The organism is Iocasia fonsfrigidae, from assembly GCF_017751145.1.
Classification (GTDB): domain Bacteria; phylum Bacillota; class Halanaerobiia; order Halanaerobiales; family DTU029; genus Iocasia; species Iocasia fonsfrigidae.
The window spans coordinates 221,851-240,378 of the sequence record NZ_CP046640.1; the positions used below are offsets into that span (position 1 = coordinate 221,851).

Genomic DNA, 18,528 nt, shown 5'->3' on the forward strand with positions numbered 1-18,528 from the left:
TTATAAGAACCGTGTTTATGAATGGTCTAAACGCGGTTCTATTAGGTTTACATAAATTAATTTTTTATAGAGATAAAGAAAATGGACAGGTTTTTAATGAAATACCAGCTGTTATGGAGAACATTGCGGTAGTAAGCCAGGAAACAGCAGGTAATGCAGAAGAGGTAACAGTCTTCAGTGAAGAACAGATTGAACTCAATTGAAGAGATAGTCTCAGGTGCCAGGGAACTAGCCGATGTTGCTGCTAAGCTGGCTAATGAGCTTGATAAGTTTAAGTTATAGTAAAGTATATCTTAGTTTAGTAAAACTAAGATTTTTTAAAAAATATATAAGAAAGAAGGGATCTTATAATGAAATTAAAATCACCTAAAATTAACAGTTTGTTCGGTAAGATTCTGGTTATTTCATTATTATGTATGCTAATACCTATGCTTATCAGCCTATTTTCTTCATCATTTTTGGCAGGTAAATATATTGGTCAGGAAGCCAGTGATTCATTATTTAGTATTGCTGTTGAAAAGCAGAGCCAGCTTGAATTAGCATTAAAAAATTTGGTAAATCAGCTTAAAACGATGGCCAGACAGCCGTATATTCTTGAGACGTTTAAGGAGGCTGGGGCAACAGGTGAGTTAGATAGTATACGTCTCACAAGAATAGAACAGAATTTACAGGAAAACTTTGCAGAAGGTGATGGCCTCTTTGAGAATCTATTTTTAATGTATGGAAATACAACTGTGGTTGATGGGATTGGCGGTAAATCTGTAGGCTGGCAGATGGCAAAGGAAGACCTGGCAAATCTACAGGAATTAACAGTCAGGAATCCTACACTTTCACCGACTACAGGTCAACCTGTTATATCAGTTATGGGGTCAGTGAGAGATGATAATGGAGAGCGGCAGGGTATTTTAGCAATGGCAATTGAGTTAAATGTCTTATCAGAAAAGATTATTAAGGGACATTCCAGTAGTGAGTTTAAGACCCTTATTTTAGATACAGCAGGCCTTACCCTGTCAGCGGAAGATTCTGAGCATGTGCTTAGTCTTGATTTTCAGCAAGAAGAGAATTTGAAGGATTTTTATCAAACAATGAAAAAAGATGGTTCAGGCATAACTTATTTTACCTTAAATGGGATTGAAAATATAGCGGCTTTTACTAAGAGTGAAGAATATGGTATGTATATTGTTACCTATGAACCAGTAACAAATTATATGGCAGGTATAAATAAATTGAAAATAGGGTTATTGATAATTATTTTACTTAGTATAATTGTCTCGGCAGTTGTTATATATCTCTTTTCAAAGGGTATTTCAAAGCCTATTTTGGCAGTAACAAAACAGGCAGAATTATTGGCAGATGGTGACCTGTCACAGGATATAGCTGAGGAATATTTAGATAGAAAGGATGAGTTAGGTAAATTAACAGATTCTTTCACCCGGATGAATAAAAACTTTAGACAGATGATTGCTCAAATAAGTAATACATCTGAACAGGTAGCTGCCTCCAGTGAGGAGTTGTCAGCCTCAGGTGAGCAGGTGGGAGAGGCAGCAGAACAAGTAGGAACGACTATTCAGACGGTTGCTGCTGGAGCTGAAGAACAGTCTGCCCAGGTTGATGATACTATTGAAAATCTTTCTGCTTTAATTGAACAGGTGGATGAAGTAAATAAAGGTGCAGATACTATGAATAATACGACAGCAAACATGATGGAAAGTGTTACTAGAGGGAGTAAATCGGTTAGTGAGTCTATTGAGAAGATCAAGAATGTTAAGGAAGATACAGAAGAGGTTTCCAGTGTTATTAGTGATCTGGGTAAAAGATCAGATGAGATTGGTGAGATTGTGGAATTAATCAGTAGTATTGCTGAACAGACCAATCTACTTGCCTTAAATGCAGCTATTGAGGCTGCCAGGGCAGGTGAAGCTGGACGGGGCTTTAGTGTTGTGGCAGATGAAATAAGGGATTTAGCTGAGGAATCAGCAGATGCCACAGGAAAAATTACCGGTTTAATTAAAGATATCAGGAATGGGGTACTTACTGCTACTAACAAAATGGATGATAGTATTACCTCTGTTAATACCAGTGTAGAGGCTATTGAAGAAAATGGCAGTATTTTTACAGAAATTAATAATGAAGCAGAGGGTCTCAAAGAGGTAGTAAGAAATCTCACACAAAATGCCCAGACTATGGCTGAAAGGAGTTATAGTTTCCAGCAGATTATGGAGGAAATAGCCAAGGTGAGTCAGGAGTTTGCCAGTAGTTCAGAGGAAGTTGCAGCCTCCAGTGAAGAGCAGGTTGCTGCGACAGAAGAGATAGTCTCTTCTTCTAAGCAGTTAGCTGATATGGCTGAAGAAATGTCTACTGCTGTAAAAAAATTCAGACTGTAAAATAAAATTTTTTAGTCACAAAAAGGTTTTAAAAATATCAAAATTTGGCAGGGATTTTTCTTGACAATGTTTAATGGCTAGTGTATACTTAAATACAATAATTATATACCTAAATGTTTTGATAGGGAGGAAGATGGTTTTAAAGGATTACAGAGAGCCGGGGTGCTGAGAAACCGGTATCTAGCTAAACTGTTTTTGTAGCCCTTGAACTGTAAAGCTGAAAAACTGTGAGTAGGTTTTACCGGTATCCTTTTTGAGGAAAATGGCACCCGTTACCAGATGCCGAGGTATGAAATATGTTTAAAAACATATGTGTACTTAAGGCTGCTGCGTAAGTGGTGGTGAATTTGGGTGGTACCACGTGAGATATAACTCTCGTCCCAATTAATAGTTTTCTATTAATTAGGACGGGAGTTTTTTAATTTTAGATGATAAAAAAAGAGGAGTGAGCAATGGTGAAAAAGATGACTGGTGCTGAGATTTTTGTTGAGTCGCTTCATCAAGAGGGTGTTGAGCTTATCTTTGGGTATCTGGGGGCAAAGGTAATCTCGATTTATGATGTGCTATATGATGCGGATATTAAACATATTATGCCACATCACGAACAGGGGGGTATTCATGCAGCAGATGGGTATGCCCGCTCTACTGGTAAAGTTGGTGTCTGTATTACTACTTCTGGGCCAGGGGCAACTAATTTAGTAACGGGACTGGCCACTGCCAACATGGATTCAGTACCCGTGGTAGCTTTTACAGGTCAGGTAGCCCATTCGATGATTGGGACAGATGGTTTTCAGGAAGCAGATATTAAAGGGGTTACCCTACCAATTACCAAAAACAATTATATTGTTGATGATGTTAAAAATTTGGCTCGGGTTATTAAAGAGGCTTTTTATATCGCACAAACTGGTAGACCTGGGCCTGTTCTGGTTGACCTGCCACAGGATGTTCTGTCTGCTGAAACTGAATTCAATTATCCGGCTGCTGTTTCCATACCCGGTTATAAACCGACCTATCAAGGTAATTTGCTGCAGATTAAAAAGGCGGCAGAGTTGATTAATCAAGCTCATAAACCAGTAATTTATGCTGGTGGTGGGGTTATAATCTCCGGGGCCAATGAACAATTAAGGCAGCTGGCAGCTAAGGCTGAGATTCCTGTGACAACAACCCTAACAGGGATTGGTTCCTTTGATGAGAAGAACTCTTTAAGCCTGGGAATGCTTGGAATGCACGGGACAACAGAGGCTAATCTGGCTATGACCAATGCTGACCTAATCATTGCTCTAGGGGCTCGTTTTGATGATCGGGTAACAGGTGAACTGGATTCTTTTGCCCCTGAAGCCAGGATTATTCATGTTGATATTGATCCGGCAGAGATTAGTAAACTGGTCAAAGCAGATATCCCAATAGTTGGTGATGTTAAGAGGGTTTTGGAGGATTTAAATCCACTTGTTCAGGAGAAAAAACATGGTCAATGGTTGAGAGAGATTCAAGAATGGAGGGGACTTGAACGGAGAAGGGGCTCAGGAAAGACTGGTAAATTGCTCCCTGGAGAGATTATTGAGGAAATTGATAATTTGACTAAGGGAGAGGCTCTGATTACTACTGAGGTTGGTCAGCACCAAATGTGGGCAGCACATCATTACAGTTTTAGTAAACCACGTAGTTTTATCACATCTGGTGGGTTAGGAACAATGGGCTATGGTTTCCCGGCGGCAATCGGGGTACAACTTGGTAATCCTGGAGCTGATGTTTTCTGCCTGGCAGGTGATGGTAGTTTTCAGATGAATATTCAGGAACTGGCTACAGTAGCCAAAAATAAACTACCGATTAAGATTATAATCTTTAATAACCAGTACCTGGGAATGGTGAGGCAGTGGCAGGAATTATTTTTCGACAAACGCTATTCCGCTACCTGTTTAAGGCGGCAGGAAGGGTGCCCGCCCCGGTGTTCAGGACCAGGTGAAAACTGTCCTGAGATGATTCCTGATTTTGTTCAGGTTGCTAAGGGGTATGGTATTAAGGGGAAAAGGGTAAGTAGGCCGGAGGAAATAAGACCAGCCCTACAGGAAGCCCTTGATATTAATGAGGCCTATCTACTTGATTTTATTATAGAAGAGGAAGAGAATGTCTTTCCTATGGTTCCGGCAGGTGGTAGTCTGGATGATATGATTCTAAGGCAGGATATTGAACATTAGTTATAAATATTTTTGTTAATTTTACTTTACAATTTATAAAAATAATGGTATGATAATGGCAAAGCTGAATATAGTTATTTAAATACTAATGAGGATGGGTGAAATTCCCTACCGGTGGTTAAAGTCCACAAGCCTTTTTATAAAAAGGTTGATCTGGTGAAACTCCAGAACCGACAGTATAGTCTGGAAGGGAGTTAGTATAATTGTTTTATCTATGTAGATATTATGACTAGGTAGATGATGATATATAATCCTTTCCAGTTAAATGGAAGGGATTTTTTTGTGTCAGGAAACTATGCGATTTTGAGATTGTGGATAACTTTGAAGGCCGACAGATATATTTGTTTCCCTTGTCGTTTACCGCAGGCACTCCGCATCTAAGCAGAGCGTACAAGAAAATTAATGTTGCGCTGCGGTGTCCTACCTCCGTTTACTGTCGAGAAATTCTCCTTCGGCGTCCTGCCTACGGATAATATCTAGAGTCGTACAACAAATATATCTGTCTGGTTAATAGTTTATTGATTAACTATGTGTAATAAATAGTCTAAGTTAAGAAAGCTGGAATTTTTGATTAATCCGGATGGCCGTAGGCCATTTCGTTCTGAAAGGAGATATAAATGGATAAAAAAGATGACCTATATTACATGAGAGAGGCATTAAAACTGGCTTGGAAGGGGGAGGGGTATACCAGTCCTAATCCCCTGGTAGGGGCTGTTGTTGTTAAAGATGGGGAGGTTGTTGGTAGGGGTTATCATAGGTATTATGGTGGGCCTCATGCAGAGGTATATGCCTTAGATGAAGCCGGTAAACAGGCTGAAGGGGCAACTATCTATGTAAATCTGGAACCCTGTAGTCATTATGGGAAAACACCACCCTGTTCCTTAAAAATAATAGAATCGGGTATTAAACGGGTAGTTATTGCTATGCAAGACCCCAATCCCAGGGTTTCTGGTAGAGGTATTAATCAACTGCAAAAAGCTGGTATACTGGTTAAAATAGGTCTTTTAGCAGATGAGGCCCGGGAACTCAATGAGTCTTTTATAAAATATATTACTTCAGATTACCCCTTTGTTTATCTAAAGATAGCCCAGACATTGGATGGTTTTCTGGCAACTAGAACAGGAGAATCTAAATGGATCAGTAATGAGCAAGCCCGCTTAATGGGTCATAGATTAAGACATAAAGTAGATGCTATTTTAATAGGGGGTGGTACAATTTTAGCAGACAATCCCTCGTTAACAACCCGTTTGCCAGATGATAAGGGAAAGGACAGTATTAGGATTATACTTGACTCCCGGCTAGAGACACCTTTAGATGCCAGGCTCCTTAATCAGGATTCTGCAGCAAGAACCATTCTGGTAATTGATGAACAGCTTAATACAACCAGAAGAAATCTGTATACTAATAAAAAAAATATAGAGCTTTTACCACTGGATTTAGATACTAAAGGGAGGATTCCTCTGAAGATATTATTAAATAAACTACATGAAAGGGGTATAGGGAGTATTTTAGTTGAGGGAGGTGGTAGGATAAATTATTCATTCCTACAGGAGAACTTAATAGATAAAGTATATGCTTTTATTACCCCCAAAGTTCTGGGAGGAAATGATGGCATAGCCAGTTTTACAGGGGAAGGTCCTGATAGTATGGCAGAGGTAAAGAAACTAAAAAATATTAAGTACATGGTTTTAGGGGATAATATACTTTTAAGTGGCAATCTTTAAAGGTGGTGGGATTTTGTTTACTGGGATTATACAGGAACTTGGTATTTTACAGGGGAGCTTGAGGACAGAAAATAGCTATCAACTGTTAATTAAAGCTAAAAGGGTTTTAAATAATATTAAAAAAGGGGACAGTATAGCTGTTAATGGTGTCTGTCTTACGGTTGTTGACTTTACTGGAGAATCCTTTACAGTTGATATTATGCCTGAAACCCTGCGGGCAAGTAATTTAGGTAGTTTAAAACAGGGCTCTCAGCTAAACCTGGAACAGGCTGTTAGGGCTGATGGTTTTTTGGGTGGACACCTACTTAGTGGGCACATTGATGGTGTGGGTCGGGTGAAACAATTTACTACAGAAAAAAATGCAGTGATAATTGAAATAATGGTCGATTCAGAGTTGACAAAGTTTATGGTTGATAAGGGTTCTGTGGGCTTAAATGGGGTTAGTTTGACTATTATGAAACTCAGGCAGGATTCTATAATGGTTTCTTTGATACCTACTACCCGGCAGGATACTAATCTAGATAACTTAAAAGTGGGTCAGCTGATTAATATCGAGACAGATTTAATTGCTAAATATGTTTATAAAATAATGGAAAAAGGAAAAAGTGAAAAGACGGGTTCTGAAATTGATAAAAATTTTTTAAGGGATAATGGGTTTCTCTAGAGGGGGGGTATGATGAATACCATAGGAGAGGCAATTAATGATATAAAAGAAGGTAAGATGATTATTGTTGTTGATGATGAAGCCCGGGAAAATGAAGGCGATTTTGTAATGGCGGCAGAGAAAGTGACTCCAGCTAGTATTAATTTTATGATCAGCCAGGGCAGAGGGCTTGTCTGTGTTCCCATGGAGGAAGAAGACCTGGAAAAACTTAAAATTCCCCGGATGGTAAGTGATAATACAGAGGCACAGGGGACGGCTTTTACAGTATCAGTGGATCATAAGGCAACTACAACAGGCATTTCTGCTGTTGAAAGGGCATTAACTATTAAGGAACTGGTTAATCCGGTAAGTAAGGCAGTAGATTTTAATAGGCCTGGACATGTTTTTCCTTTAAAGGCTAGAAAGGGTGGGGTTTTAAGGCGGGCAGGGCATACTGAAGCAGCAGTGGATTTGTGTAGACTGGCAGGATTAAAACCTGCTGCTGTTATCTGTGAGCTTATTAATGAGGATGGTACAATGGCCCGTCTGCCTCAACTAAAGGAGTTTGCTAGGATTCATCAATTAAAGCTTATTAGTATAGAGGATTTAATAAAATATAGAAAAATGAATGATAAATTAGTTCATAAGGAGGCTGAGGCTGTTTTACCTACCAGGTATGGAGAATTTAAGCTCAGGGTTTATACTTCAACTGTTGATGATAGGGAACATGTAGTACTTATAAAAGGTGATCTTAGTGGGGGAGAAGATATTCTGACCAGGGTACATTCAGAGTGTTTAACAGGAGATATTTTTGCCTCATTGCGCTGTGATTGTGGAGAACAGCTGGCGGCAGCTTTAAAAATGATAGCAGCTGAAGGACAGGGTGTTTTCGTATACATGCGTCAGGAGGGAAGGGGAATAGGTTTAATTAATAAAATTAAGGCCTATAGTCTTCAGGATAAGGGGATGGATACCGTTGAGGCTAATGAGGCCCTTGGTTTTGCAGCTGATTTAAGGGACTATGGTCTTGGGGCCCAGATCCTGGTTGACCTTGGTTTGAGTTCTATAAAATTGATTACTAATAATCCCAGAAAAATTATTGGATTAGAAGGTTATGGCTTAACAATTATTGATCGAGTGCCATTAGAGATAGAGCCCAATAAGGAGAATGAATTTTATCTCCAGGTGAAGAAAGATAAACTGGGACATTTGCTAAACATCAATCAAGAGAAAAAAATTGACGAGGGAGTGTAATTAATGACAATTGTTTATGAAGGTAAACTTATAGGTGAAGGTATAAAAGTTGGTATTATAGTAGGCAGATTTAATGAATTTATTTCACAGAAACTGTTGGCAGGGGCTGTAGATGGACTTAAAAGGCATGGGGTGAAAGGTGACAATATCAATATAGCCTGGGTTCCTGGTTCTTTTGAAATACCCTTGACAGCCCAGAGAATGGCCAATTCAGGTAAATATGATGGGGTTATCTGTCTGGGAGCCGTTATTAGGGGTGAAACACCACATTTTGAATATGTTTCTGCTGAGGTTGCTAAAGGAGTTGCTAAGATTGGATTGGATACCAATATTCCGGTTATTTTCGGTGTCTTAACAACAGATACAATTGAACAGGCGATATCAAGGGCGGGAACCAAATCAGGTAATAAGGGTTTTGATGCAGCAATGTCTTTAATTGAAATGGTTAATCTGTTAAAGGAAATTTGAGTCTTCACAGTAATGTTTAATTGTCATCTGCTTTTTTTTCAATATTTTCACATATTTCATTAGCAAACTCACTCTCATATTGAGATGTATATGTTTGTTTCAGTGATATATATTGTAGGTCTTTTTTAATTTTTTTAAAACTTGTTTTTTTAAAGAGATATATTAGTAAATATAATCCCACTAATAATGAACCGGCAATAAGACCTGAACCTTGTCCTGGGATTAAAGGCATACTGGCAATTATGGCAATTAATGAAATAAGAGCTAATATAGATGAATAAGGATAGCCCGGTAATTTGCATTTTCCTTGAGGAGGGCATCCATATATTTTACGAAATTTAATATGGGTGATCAGAATGATTACATAAACAAATAATAGGGAGAAGCCACCTGAACTAATTAAAAAGATATAGATCTGCTCTGGTAATATAAAACCCATCATTAAACCGACTAACATAGCAAGACCAGAGAAAATTATCCCTCGAAATGGAATGTCACTATTATCCTTTAACCAGTGTGGAGCATGCCCTTCGTCTGCGAGGGATCTCGCCATTCTGGCAATACCAAAGGTTGCTGCTAACATTGTAGATAAGATAGCAATTACCAATATAATATTAATAATGTTTCCAGCCCAATCTAGTCCATTATTAAGCAGGGCTATTACCATCGGGCTGGAATTTTCGTGTAATTCGTCTGTAGGGACTAATGGTAAAATAAGGGATATTGTGAGCAAATAAAGTCCAAGCAGTCCGAAAACAGTATAGGTAATAGCTTTTGGAATTGTTTGGTGTGGATTATCTGCTTCAGATGCGGCTAGTCCGATTACTTCAAAACCAGCATAAGTAAATAGTACTAACAACATACTGCCGGCTATGCCACTTAGTCCTTTTGGTAATAGTTTTTCTGTTGATAAAGGCCCAAGCCCTCTGGCGCTTTCTCCAGGTAATAATCCGGAAACAAGTAGGATTGCTATTACAATAAATCCTACTAAGGCCATTAGCTTTATAACTGCAAGTCCGCCTTCAAGATTGCTTAATTTATCAACTCCTAAAAGGTTAGTAATAGTTACTGCAATTATCACTATAGCTCCTAATAAAGCCAGGGGTAAGAAAGGAAACCACCTCTTTAATAAGATAGAGACTGCTACTGATTCACTTGACATAGCTAGAATCAGCCCTGTCCAGTAGACCCATCCTACTGTAAAGCCGGCCAAAGGGCCATACATATTCTCACAATATGTTCTAAATGAACCTGGAGCAGGATTGGCAACTGTCATTTCAGATAGTGAATATAGGATAAGATAAACTAGTCCACCTCCAAATATGTATGAGATTATAACTGCTGGCCCTGCTGCCTTTATGGCAATAGATGAACCTAGAAAAAAAGAACCTCCTACAACTGTCCCCAGTGCGAGCATTGTTAGCTGCCATACTGATAAACCGTTTTTATAATTCATGTTTTAGTATCCTCTCTAGTTAAATACTATTTTCCAATTAGTTAAGTAAATTTATAAGTATATATTATTATTAGCAGATTTGATATTTATTATTAATTTCGTTCTTTATAAGTATAGAATGGGCAAAAAATGATCATTGATGTCTGATTAAATACAGAGTAAGCTCGGCTAAAAAATGGTAGACAATTATGTATTAAGAAGTAAGATGTAGGGAGTCGGAGGCAAACTAAAATATCAATGTTCCCTAAATACCATCATAGTAACAGCAAATTTAGCCGAGAGTATTCATACATAATATGGGGGTGGAAAACGGTAAAGATGGATTGGTCAGCTAGAAAATGGGATTTAAGTGAATTGTATTAAAATTTAAACTTCGTTTTGGGTCTTTAAGAACATTAGTTTTCAGAGTATAATATAGACATAACCTGATAACAAATATAAGATTATAAGAGAGGGTGATTATAAGATGTTAAAAAGGATTATAGAATTTTTAGGACGTATTGGTGAGAAAGAATATCAGGAGTTTAAGAAATCATATGAAAAAAATCCTGATAAGTTTAATTATTATCTTTAGTGTTATGTAATTAAAATAAAGATTATAAAAGACTATACGACTATAATTTAATTATGCAAGTAAGCCGCCTTGAAGGGCGGTCTTTTTTTGGAAAAATTCTACTATGGGAGCAGATGCAATTTTAATTTGTTTTACGAGGAATTGCTAGAAGACTTTACTAAACAATATATCGAAGCTCAAGCTGGTCCTAGAGCAAATTTTGGCTGGCAAGGCAGAGAACCAACTTTACGAGGGCTTGAGTTCTTCCAAAAAGCAGTAGAATTGCAAAAAAATATTTACCGCAAATAATAGAATATTGATTTATTTGTAATAACACATTTAATATTTCTGTAGAGGGCATAGAAGATATAGGTGCAATTGAGTTAAACTCGGGTGGAAGAGCTGCTGGAAAAATTAAATTTTAGGGTCTACAGACTCGAGTCTGAAGGATGTTAATAAATATAAATTGGATTACTAAAGATCCAGGGCCTATATTTTAAATTAAATCCTCTAAAGGCCTTTAAATAAACCTCTGCTCTATATGCCCCTGGTTCATTTATTTTTTTTACTAATAGCTTTGTATTATTTTTTTCTGCAATAATTTGTCCATCTTTAATTACTTTTAATAAAGCTGGCTCAGGTGTTGAGATAGTTAATACAACCCCTGTTCTTATATTCAACTCATCCCCCATAATAACCTCTTTTTGCATATTTTTGGCTGAATACATAAAACCTGCAGCATTAGCAAGATAATCATAACTTAGATAACAGTTTCCCTTTTTTAATGCTTCATAAACTAAACTTTTATCTTTTTTGAAAAAAGCCGATTGAAAAGTTAGGGTTTTTTCTAAAAGAAGATGGGTGTGTAATGTCTCAAACATCTTTTTATAAGAATAAAAGTATCCATGAGCATCTACACTGCCAATCCCTATAATTTTTTGATAACGTAAAAGCTCATCCCACTTTTTAAGGGTTTTTGACAGTGGCCCATCAATAAAATTATCAGGCCAACTTAGACCGATAAGAAAATTTAACGGAGTAAAATTATCAATCCAGTCATGACTATAATTCCATATTTCTATGCCATTAAACCCAATTACATTCCAATCATTCCATTTAACCGAGGTAATATTAAAATCATCAAAGTAACTTTTGTTATATGGATGGGCAATAAAACCTATACCACCTTGTTTTTTAACTTCATCTATTGTTTCCTGTGGTCTATTATGAGGGGCTATTTCTGATTCAAATCCCATTGCTAAATAGTGGCCTTCATCTTCCCCTATAGTTATTTCTTCTCCCACCAGGAGAATAGTATTATTATACCATCCTTCTTTTGAAAGTCCTTTTAGTGTGTCATGGTCACTTAAGATCATATAGTTACATCCAGCTTCATTAGCAGCTTGAATGATATCAGGTATTTTTTTTAACCCATCTGAATAGGTAGAATGAATATGAATTACTCCAGCATAATCATGATACATGGTCATCTTCTTTGCCTCACTTTTTATAGCTTAGAAAGGAACAATTTATCGTTATTATACTGATAAATGGTTGAATTTGTTACTATAAAGTTCTTTATTTAAACCATATAGCTAAGGCAATAAGGACATATGGTAGGAATATGGACCGCCCATTATAATTAGTTGGATTGGTATATAAAATATTTTTATAAAAAAGGCAGTTAAATTATTACATTTTAGCAAAGGGGTATTTTTATATAATGTAATAATATGGGTAAATTATCTCTGCTCAGGTTATAAAATTTTCTTTAATTATATTGAACCTTATATGAAAGAGATAATTGCTAGGATAAAAAAACACCAATCTCCCAATTGAATAAAAACAGAGTTAATAAAATTGCATGCTCAAATATGGGATGTTGGTAGAAATGATCGTTGTCCCTGTGATAGTGGTGAAAATATAAAAAGTGTTGTATAGATCGGAAATAATAGAAATATGGATTTGTTTAACTTTTTGTTGCTTTAGGTTTGCCTGGTATGATTGCCAGCTCTAAATTGCCAAAATACCACGTTTATGGTTAAATTTAGCAATTTAATTGTTTTATATAAAAATTCTTGACAAGTTTTAAGAATAATGATATTATATAGTCACTTGAAAACGTTATTATAAAAGTTCTGTTATTTTACTTATTAAATAAAAACGTTTTTATAATATTTGGGGGATAATTATGGGTGTTAGTATAAAGGATGTAGCCAAAAAAGCCGGTGTTTCTGTATCTACGGTTTCTCGGGTTTTAAATAATGGTAAGTATGTAACTGATGAAACCAGTGAGAAAGTAATGAAGGCTGTGAAACTTTTAGGATATCGTCCGAATATAATTGCCCGGGGTTTGAGGACAAAAAAGACAAATTCCGTTGGTTTAATAGTTCCTGATATAACTAATGAGTTTTTTGCGAAATTGGCGAAAACTATTGAAGAAAATCTTAATAATAACAATTATAGTTTATTATTATGTAATTCTGGTGAGAATGAGGATAAAGAAAGGAAATATATAAAAACTCTCCTAGATAAATTTGTTGATGGTATTATCTTTATATCGAGTGGTTATGATCAAAACATGCATTTATTTCCCGATGATTTGCCAATCATAGCTATAGATCGCAAACCTAATGCAAAAAGAGTTAATTTTATAAGTAGTGAAAACAAAAAAGGTGGTTATCTAGCTACCAAACATTTAATTGAAAATGGCTGTTCTAAAATATTAATGCTTAAGGATAGAAAAGCAGTTTCACCAATGAATGCCCGTTTAGAAGGATATCGTGATGCTTTAAGGGAATATAATATGTTGTTTGATGAAGATATGATTATTGAATCGGAAGTAGAACTAGAATATGTTAAAGAAAAGATATTAAAAATACACAAGCGACTTGAATTTGATGGTATTTTTGCAGGAACAGATTTGCTGGCAATAGGTGCTATCAAAACCCTTTTAAAACTTGGTTATAAAATACCTAAAGATATTCAAGTAATAGGTTTTGACAATGTCTTGACATCCCAATATTATAACCCTGGTTTAACCACTATTGCTCAAAGATTAAGTGAGATTGGGGAAAGAAGTGCTTCTCTAATGGTTGATTTGATTGAAAACGGAGTCAAAAATACAGAATCAAAGTCTTATTTTCTGCCGGTAGAATTAATTAAAAGGGATACAACTAGATGATAAAAGATTTATTTTTGGCTTTAAATAATAACGTTTTCAGAAAAAAGTGCTATAATATGCTATTTTAATAAAAACGATACTATTTTTTTTAAAAAATGTAATGATGAAAAATAATAGCTATTAGGGATTATTGTGAATTGCAAAGAGAAATATCATACATTAGATGAATAGTTTGGATTATATAGGTGTTTTATTTATTAAGGGGGTGATTCTGCAAGAGAACTTCGCAATTCTTTGGAACAGGTCAAACAATTAATAAGAGGAGGAATTACAAATGAGAAAAATTACTATTTTAATGTTGGTTTTATTTATGGTAGGCACTACAGTTGGTATAGCTATGGCGGAATCATCTCTTCAGGATGTTAAGGCTAATGGTGATTATAAAATTGGTATTATTTTAAAAACCCTGGCTAATCCGTTTTGGGTTTCCATGGAACAAGGTATTTTGGATGAGGCAGAAAAGCAAGGAGTTGAGGTAGATATATATGCTGTATCCCAGGAAGGGGATGCAAATGAACAGTTAAGACTCTTTGAAAATCTCCTTAATAAAGACTATGATGGAATTGCTTTTGCACCAATAACACCAGTAAATTTAATTCCTTCAATAGTAAAAGCAAATGATCAGGGGGTTCCAGTGGTTAATCTTGATGAACGTGTTCCCCAAGAACCACTAAGGAACAGGGGTGGTTTTGTTTACTCCTTTGTTACAACTAACAATGTTAAAGTAGGTGGTCAGGCTGCTGAGTTTGTAATTGAACAATTACCAGATGGTGGGAAAGTAGCTGTGATTGAAGGTATGGCAGGTAATGCTTCTGGAGAAGACAGAAAAATGGGTTTTACAAATATAATTAGGAGTAATTCTAAATTTGAAATTGTTGCCAGTCAGCCAGCTGATTGGGATAGAATTAAAGCAATAGATGTTACCAGGAACATAATGACGAGAAACCCTGATGTTAAGGCAATATATGCCTGTAATGACACTATGGCTCTTGGTGCAGTAAAGGCCTTGGAGAATATGGGTAAACTGGATGAGGTTATAGTTGTAGGAACCGATGGTATTCCTGAAGCAGTTAAATCTGTTGAAGAAGGAAGATTATCCTCTACCGTAAAACAAGATCCCTATAATATAGGAGTGACTGGTTTAAGGCTTCTTATTCAAGCACTTAATATTCCTGCTGAAGTAGAGGTTCCCTCTATTGTTGTTAAATAGCATTGATTAGGAGTTAATAGCCAGCCCATATATGGGCTGGCCCAATTATAGAAGGAGTGGGCTTGATGCTTAAAGATTATCTTGTAAGAATGAAAGATGTATCTAAAAGGTTTGGTGGAGTTATTGCTCTGGAAAATGTTAATTTTTCAATAAAACCTGGAGAAGTACATGTTTTATTGGGAGAGAATGGTGCAGGGAAATCTACTTTAATGAAAATACTGTCTGGTGTTTATCAATTATCATCTGGAGAGTTATATATTAAAGGAAAAGAAGCCTCTAATTTAACTCCCAAAGAGGCTCAGAATCTGGGTATAAGTATTATTCATCAAGAATTAAGTTTGATCAATGAATTATCAGTTGCTGAAAATATATTTGTGGGAAGATTACCAGAAACTTCTATAGGTACTGTTGATTATAAAAAATTAGCAAGTGAAACAAGCAATGTTTTAAAAAGAGTAGGTTTAAAAATAGACTCTTTTGAGATGGTAGAAACACTTAAAATATCTCATAAACAATTAGTTGAGATCGCCAAGGCTTTATCTTTGAATGCTGATGTGATTATTATGGATGAACCCACATCTTCTCTAACCTTTGATGAAGTTGATGTCTTGTTTGATATAATACGAATTTTAAAAAAAGAGGGTGTTGGTATAGTCTATATTTCCCATAAATTGGATGAAGTTATGGAAATAGGAGATAGGGTAACTGTCTTAAAAGATGGGAAATATGTTGGAACAGAAAAGATTGAAGATATTACTACTAATCAGTTAATAACTATGATGGTGGGTAAAAGTTTATCTACTAAGTATTCCGAAGAAAATAAAAAAAAGATTAATTATGTATCAGATAAGGTAAAAATGGAAGTTAAAGATCTAAAAAGAGCAGATAAGAGTATCAAGGATATTTCATTTTCATTATACAAAGGAGAAGTGTTAGGTTTTTTTGGATTGATTGGTTCTGGGAGAACAGAAACAGTTAGGGCAATTATTGGTGCAGACAAGAAGGAAACAGGCCAAGTTATAATAGATGGTAAGGAAGTGAAAATTAATAATCCCTATAATGGCTTAAAAATGGGTATTGGGCTTATTCCAGAAAATAGAACAGAAGAGGGTTTTTTTGATAATTTAACGATCTGGCAAAATGTTTCACTACCTAGTTTAATTAAAACAGCCGCCTGGAAGGGAATAGGTGGTTTAACTAAAAGTTCTTATGAAAGAAAACTGGCTGAAAATGTAGTAAATAATTTGAATTTAAAATGTGATTCAATTGAGCAAAGTGTTTCAGAATTAAGTGGTGGCAACCAACAAAAGGTAGTTGTTGGAAAATGGTTAGAAGCGGGTGTTGATATATATATATTTGATGAGCCTACCAGGGGTATTGATGTAGGGGTTAAACAAAATATCTATAATATAATTAATGAATTGGCTAAAATGGGTAAGTCGATCATATTAGTTTCATCAGAGTTACCGGAACTTTTATCTATTTGTGATAGAATCATAGTATTTAAAGAGGGTAGAATTGCTGCTGATTATGATATAGATGAAGCAAATAAAGAGAATATTATGTATTCTGCTACTATTGGCAAGAAAAAAATGGAGGGTTAATTATGAACAAAGATCTTCGCTATTACTGGCAACGATTTGGGACATTATTGATATTTGTACTTCTAATTATAATAATGAGTATTTTATCTCCAAAGTACTTTTTTACTGTAGATAATTTTGTGCAAATTCTACTACAATCTGCTATAACTATTCTAATTGCTGTAGGTGAGTTTTTTGCTATATTAATTGCTGGAATTGACCTATCAGTGGGTTCGGTATTAGGATTAACAGGAATGGTTACAGCACTTTTACTCAGTAAATCAGTGAATATTTATTTGGCTATTTTAATTGGTGGTATTTTATTAGGGGCTTTATTAGGGGCTATTAATGGAAGTTTAGTAGTTTTCACAGGTCTTCATCCCTTTATAATCACCTTAGGAGGATTAACAATTTTTAGAGGGCTGACATTGATGATTTCAGATGCCAGACCAATTTATAATATTCCACCTGGGTTTAGCAGGTCAATTTCTGGAACTATCTTATCTATACCAGTACCAATAATAATAGCTATAATTGTAGCGATTATATTTGCTTTTGTCACTAGAAAAACAAAGCTTGGAAGAAATATATATGCCCTGGGTGGTAATGAAGAAGCTGCCTGGTTATCAGGAATTAATGTTAAAATGCATAAAGTACTGGTATTTATGTTTTCGGGGGTATGTGCGGGTATAGCAGGTGTGGTTATGACAGCTCGCATGGGAGCTGCCGAACCGCTGGCGGGAAATGGTTATGAACTATTTGCTATTGCTTCAGCTATTATAGGTGGTACAAGTTTCTTTGGTGGAAAAGGCAAGATCTTTGGAGTAGTAATGGGTGCTTTAATAATTGGTTTGATTAATAATGCCCTTAATATTTTAAATGTCCAGACTTATTATCAGCAAATCTTTATGGGCTTATTGATTATTGGCTCTGTTTCTCTTGATAAATTTCTCAGCAAAGGAAGTAGTAAATAATCTTAATATCTTGATTTTGCTTGATGAAAGAATATGTAGTTTATTGAAATTGGATAGTATATAAATAATTATAATTCTCTGATTACTCTATAAGGGATTGCTTTTGTATGTTTCCCAGATATGGAGTGTGAATAAAAATAAAAAGTAGGAATTATAATTATCTCATAAATTTGGCTGACTTAGCTACTTCAAATTAAAGGGGATGAAATAATGGCGGAAAAGATTTCTGTATCAGTTATGTGTGGGGATTACAAGAAATTAGGTGAACAGTTAGAGAAAATAAATGATTTTACAGATGAGTATCACTTTGATTTTATGGATGGTCATTATGTTCCCAATATAACTTTAAATTTTGATATGATCAAGAGTTTGCGGGAAGTTGCTTCAAAACCGATTAATGTTCACTTAATGGTAACTAACCCTGAAGATTATATAGAGAGATTAATCAATCTGGGTGTAGATTCTATCTCTTTTCATTTAGATACTATTAGAAATCAGGCCTTTAGGGTTATCAATGAAGTAAAAGATAATGATATAAAAGTTGGGATTGTTCTTAATCCTGCAGAAAGAGAAGTGTCTTTACAATATCTCTTTGATGTGATTGATCGGGTTACAGTAATGACGGTGGATCCGGGGTTTGCAGGTCAAAAGTTTATCCCACAAATGCTTAGTAAAATAAAGAACTTAAAGTCCATAAGAGAAGATAATAATTATAATTATGAGATTGAAGTTGATGGTAGTGTTAATCAAGGAACAATCGATCAATTAATTGTTGCAGGGGTAGATATTTATATATTAGGTAACTCTGGCTTTTTTTCCTTGGGTGCTGATCTGGATGAAGCAATTGAAAATACTAAAAAATATATCTGTTTTAAGTAATTTCAAATGTATTCAATAAAA

15 protein-coding genes and 1 riboswitch are annotated in these 18,528 nt (G+C 35.5%); of the genes, 13 read left to right on the top strand and 2 right to left on the bottom strand.

The annotated features are described in order from the left end of the window. The first annotated feature begins 17 nt into the window (after positions 1 to 17). The 7 genes from GM661_RS01190 (at position 18) to ribH (ending at position 8,668) form a co-directional block, all read left to right on the top strand. Positions 18 to 203: a hypothetical protein gene (locus GM661_RS01190; protein WP_230868396.1), complete on the top strand. Its 186-nt coding sequence runs from the start codon at positions 18 to 20 to the stop codon at positions 201 to 203. Positions 204 to 350: 147 nt separating this feature from the next. Further along, complete coding sequence (locus tag GM661_RS01195) at positions 351 to 2,384, top strand: methyl-accepting chemotaxis protein (RefSeq protein ID WP_230868397.1); 2,034 nt, start codon at positions 351 to 353, stop codon at positions 2,382 to 2,384. Between the two features lie 452 nt (positions 2,385 to 2,836). Next, the gene (ilvB, locus tag GM661_RS01200; protein ID WP_230868398.1) at positions 2,837 to 4,579 is read left to right on the top strand and encodes a biosynthetic-type acetolactate synthase large subunit; all 1,743 of its coding nucleotides are present in this window, start codon (positions 2,837 to 2,839) and stop codon (positions 4,577 to 4,579) included. Positions 4,580 to 4,659: 80 nt separating this feature from the next. After that, positions 4,660 to 4,782, top strand: a riboswitch (FMN riboswitch). A gap of 414 nt (positions 4,783 to 5,196) precedes the next feature. Further along, positions 5,197 to 6,303, top strand: a complete 1,107-nt coding sequence (gene ribD, locus GM661_RS01205) for a bifunctional diaminohydroxyphosphoribosylaminopyrimidine deaminase/5-amino-6-(5-phosphoribosylamino)uracil reductase RibD (RefSeq protein WP_230868399.1) — start codon at positions 5,197 to 5,199, stop codon at positions 6,301 to 6,303. After that, positions 6,290 to 6,967, top strand: a complete 678-nt coding sequence (ribE, locus tag GM661_RS01210) for a riboflavin synthase (RefSeq protein ID WP_230868400.1) — start codon at positions 6,290 to 6,292, stop codon at positions 6,965 to 6,967. The genes ribD and ribE overlap by 14 nt, the downstream gene beginning before the upstream one ends. A 12-nt stretch (positions 6,968 to 6,979) precedes the next feature. Then, entirely contained in the window at positions 6,980 to 8,200 is a 1,221-nt protein-coding gene (locus tag GM661_RS01215) for a bifunctional 3,4-dihydroxy-2-butanone-4-phosphate synthase/GTP cyclohydrolase II (protein ID WP_330165240.1), read from the top strand. A 3-nt stretch (positions 8,201 to 8,203) separates the two neighbouring features. Beyond that, positions 8,204 to 8,668: a 6,7-dimethyl-8-ribityllumazine synthase gene (ribH, locus tag GM661_RS01220; protein WP_230868402.1), complete on the top strand. Its 465-nt coding sequence runs from the start codon at positions 8,204 to 8,206 to the stop codon at positions 8,666 to 8,668. 16 nt (positions 8,669 to 8,684) lie between these two features. Here ribH and GM661_RS01225 read toward each other — a convergent pair whose 3' ends face one another. Further along, positions 8,685 to 10,124: an amino acid permease gene (locus tag GM661_RS01225; protein ID WP_230868403.1), complete on the bottom strand. Its 1,440-nt coding sequence runs from the start codon at positions 10,122 to 10,124 to the stop codon at positions 8,685 to 8,687. A gap of 661 nt (positions 10,125 to 10,785) precedes the next feature. Between GM661_RS01225 and GM661_RS01230 the strand changes: the two genes are divergently transcribed. Continuing rightward, positions 10,786 to 10,986, top strand: coding sequence for a hypothetical protein (locus tag GM661_RS01230; RefSeq protein WP_230868404.1), 201 nt, complete (start codon positions 10,786 to 10,788; stop codon positions 10,984 to 10,986). Between the two features lie 143 nt (positions 10,987 to 11,129). On the opposite strand, the gene GM661_RS01235 is transcribed toward GM661_RS01230, so the two are convergent. After that, positions 11,130 to 12,167 (bottom strand): PHP domain-containing protein, encoded by a 1,038-nt coding sequence (locus GM661_RS01235; protein WP_230868405.1) that lies wholly within the window; start codon positions 12,165 to 12,167, stop codon positions 11,130 to 11,132. Between the two features lie 701 nt (positions 12,168 to 12,868). Here GM661_RS01235 and GM661_RS01240 point away from each other — a divergent pair. The 5 genes from GM661_RS01240 to alsE all read left to right on the top strand — a co-directional run bounded on the left by GM661_RS01240 (position 12,869) and on the right by alsE (position 18,507). Beyond that, positions 12,869 to 13,861, top strand: a complete 993-nt coding sequence (locus GM661_RS01240) for a LacI family DNA-binding transcriptional regulator (protein ID WP_230868406.1) — start codon at positions 12,869 to 12,871, stop codon at positions 13,859 to 13,861. 274 nt (positions 13,862 to 14,135) lie between these two features. Further along, on the top strand, positions 14,136 to 15,071 hold the full coding sequence (gene alsB / locus GM661_RS01245) for a D-allose transporter substrate-binding protein (RefSeq protein ID WP_230868407.1): 936 nt from the start codon (positions 14,136 to 14,138) through the stop codon (positions 15,069 to 15,071). Between the two features lie 65 nt (positions 15,072 to 15,136). Then, a complete protein-coding gene (locus GM661_RS01250) occupies positions 15,137 to 16,675 on the top strand; it encodes a sugar ABC transporter ATP-binding protein (RefSeq protein WP_230868408.1) in 1,539 nt (512 codons plus the stop codon). A gap of 2 nt (positions 16,676 to 16,677) precedes the next feature. Continuing rightward, complete coding sequence (gene alsC, locus GM661_RS01255; RefSeq protein WP_230868409.1) at positions 16,678 to 17,628, top strand: D-allose ABC transporter permease; 951 nt, start codon at positions 16,678 to 16,680, stop codon at positions 17,626 to 17,628. A gap of 210 nt (positions 17,629 to 17,838) precedes the next feature. Beyond that, positions 17,839 to 18,507, top strand: coding sequence for a D-allulose 6-phosphate 3-epimerase (gene alsE, locus GM661_RS01260; RefSeq protein WP_230868410.1), 669 nt, complete (start codon positions 17,839 to 17,841; stop codon positions 18,505 to 18,507). The last annotated feature ends 21 nt before the right edge of the window (positions 18,508 to 18,528 follow it).

Bases quoted from the DNA above. Each gene is read 5' to 3' on its own strand.
- GM661_RS01195 (WP_230868397.1), top strand. From the start codon at position 351: ATGAAATTAAAATCACCTAAAATTAACAGTTTGTTCGGTAAGATTCTG.
- alsB (WP_230868407.1), top strand. From the start codon at position 14,136: ATGAGAAAAATTACTATTTTAATGTTGGTTTTATTTATGGTAGGCACT.
- GM661_RS01215 (WP_330165240.1), top strand. From the start codon at position 6,980: ATGAATACCATAGGAGAGGCAATTAATGATATAAAAGAAGGTAAGATG.
- ribH (WP_230868402.1), top strand. From the start codon at position 8,204: ATGACAATTGTTTATGAAGGTAAACTTATAGGTGAAGGTATAAAAGTT.
- ribD (WP_230868399.1), top strand. From the start codon at position 5,197: ATGGATAAAAAAGATGACCTATATTACATGAGAGAGGCATTAAAACTG.
- GM661_RS01190 (WP_230868396.1), top strand. From the start codon at position 18: ATGAATGGTCTAAACGCGGTTCTATTAGGTTTACATAAATTAATTTTT.
- alsC (WP_230868409.1), top strand. From the start codon at position 16,678: ATGAACAAAGATCTTCGCTATTACTGGCAACGATTTGGGACATTATTG.
- ilvB (WP_230868398.1), top strand. From the start codon at position 2,837: ATGGTGAAAAAGATGACTGGTGCTGAGATTTTTGTTGAGTCGCTTCAT.
- GM661_RS01250 (WP_230868408.1), top strand. From the start codon at position 15,137: ATGCTTAAAGATTATCTTGTAAGAATGAAAGATGTATCTAAAAGGTTT.
- GM661_RS01225 (WP_230868403.1), bottom strand. From the start codon at position 10,124: ATGAATTATAAAAACGGTTTATCAGTATGGCAGCTAACAATGCTCGCA.
- GM661_RS01240 (WP_230868406.1), top strand. From the start codon at position 12,869: ATGGGTGTTAGTATAAAGGATGTAGCCAAAAAAGCCGGTGTTTCTGTA.
- GM661_RS01235 (WP_230868405.1), bottom strand. From the start codon at position 12,167: ATGACCATGTATCATGATTATGCTGGAGTAATTCATATTCATTCTACC.
- alsE (WP_230868410.1), top strand. From the start codon at position 17,839: ATGGCGGAAAAGATTTCTGTATCAGTTATGTGTGGGGATTACAAGAAA.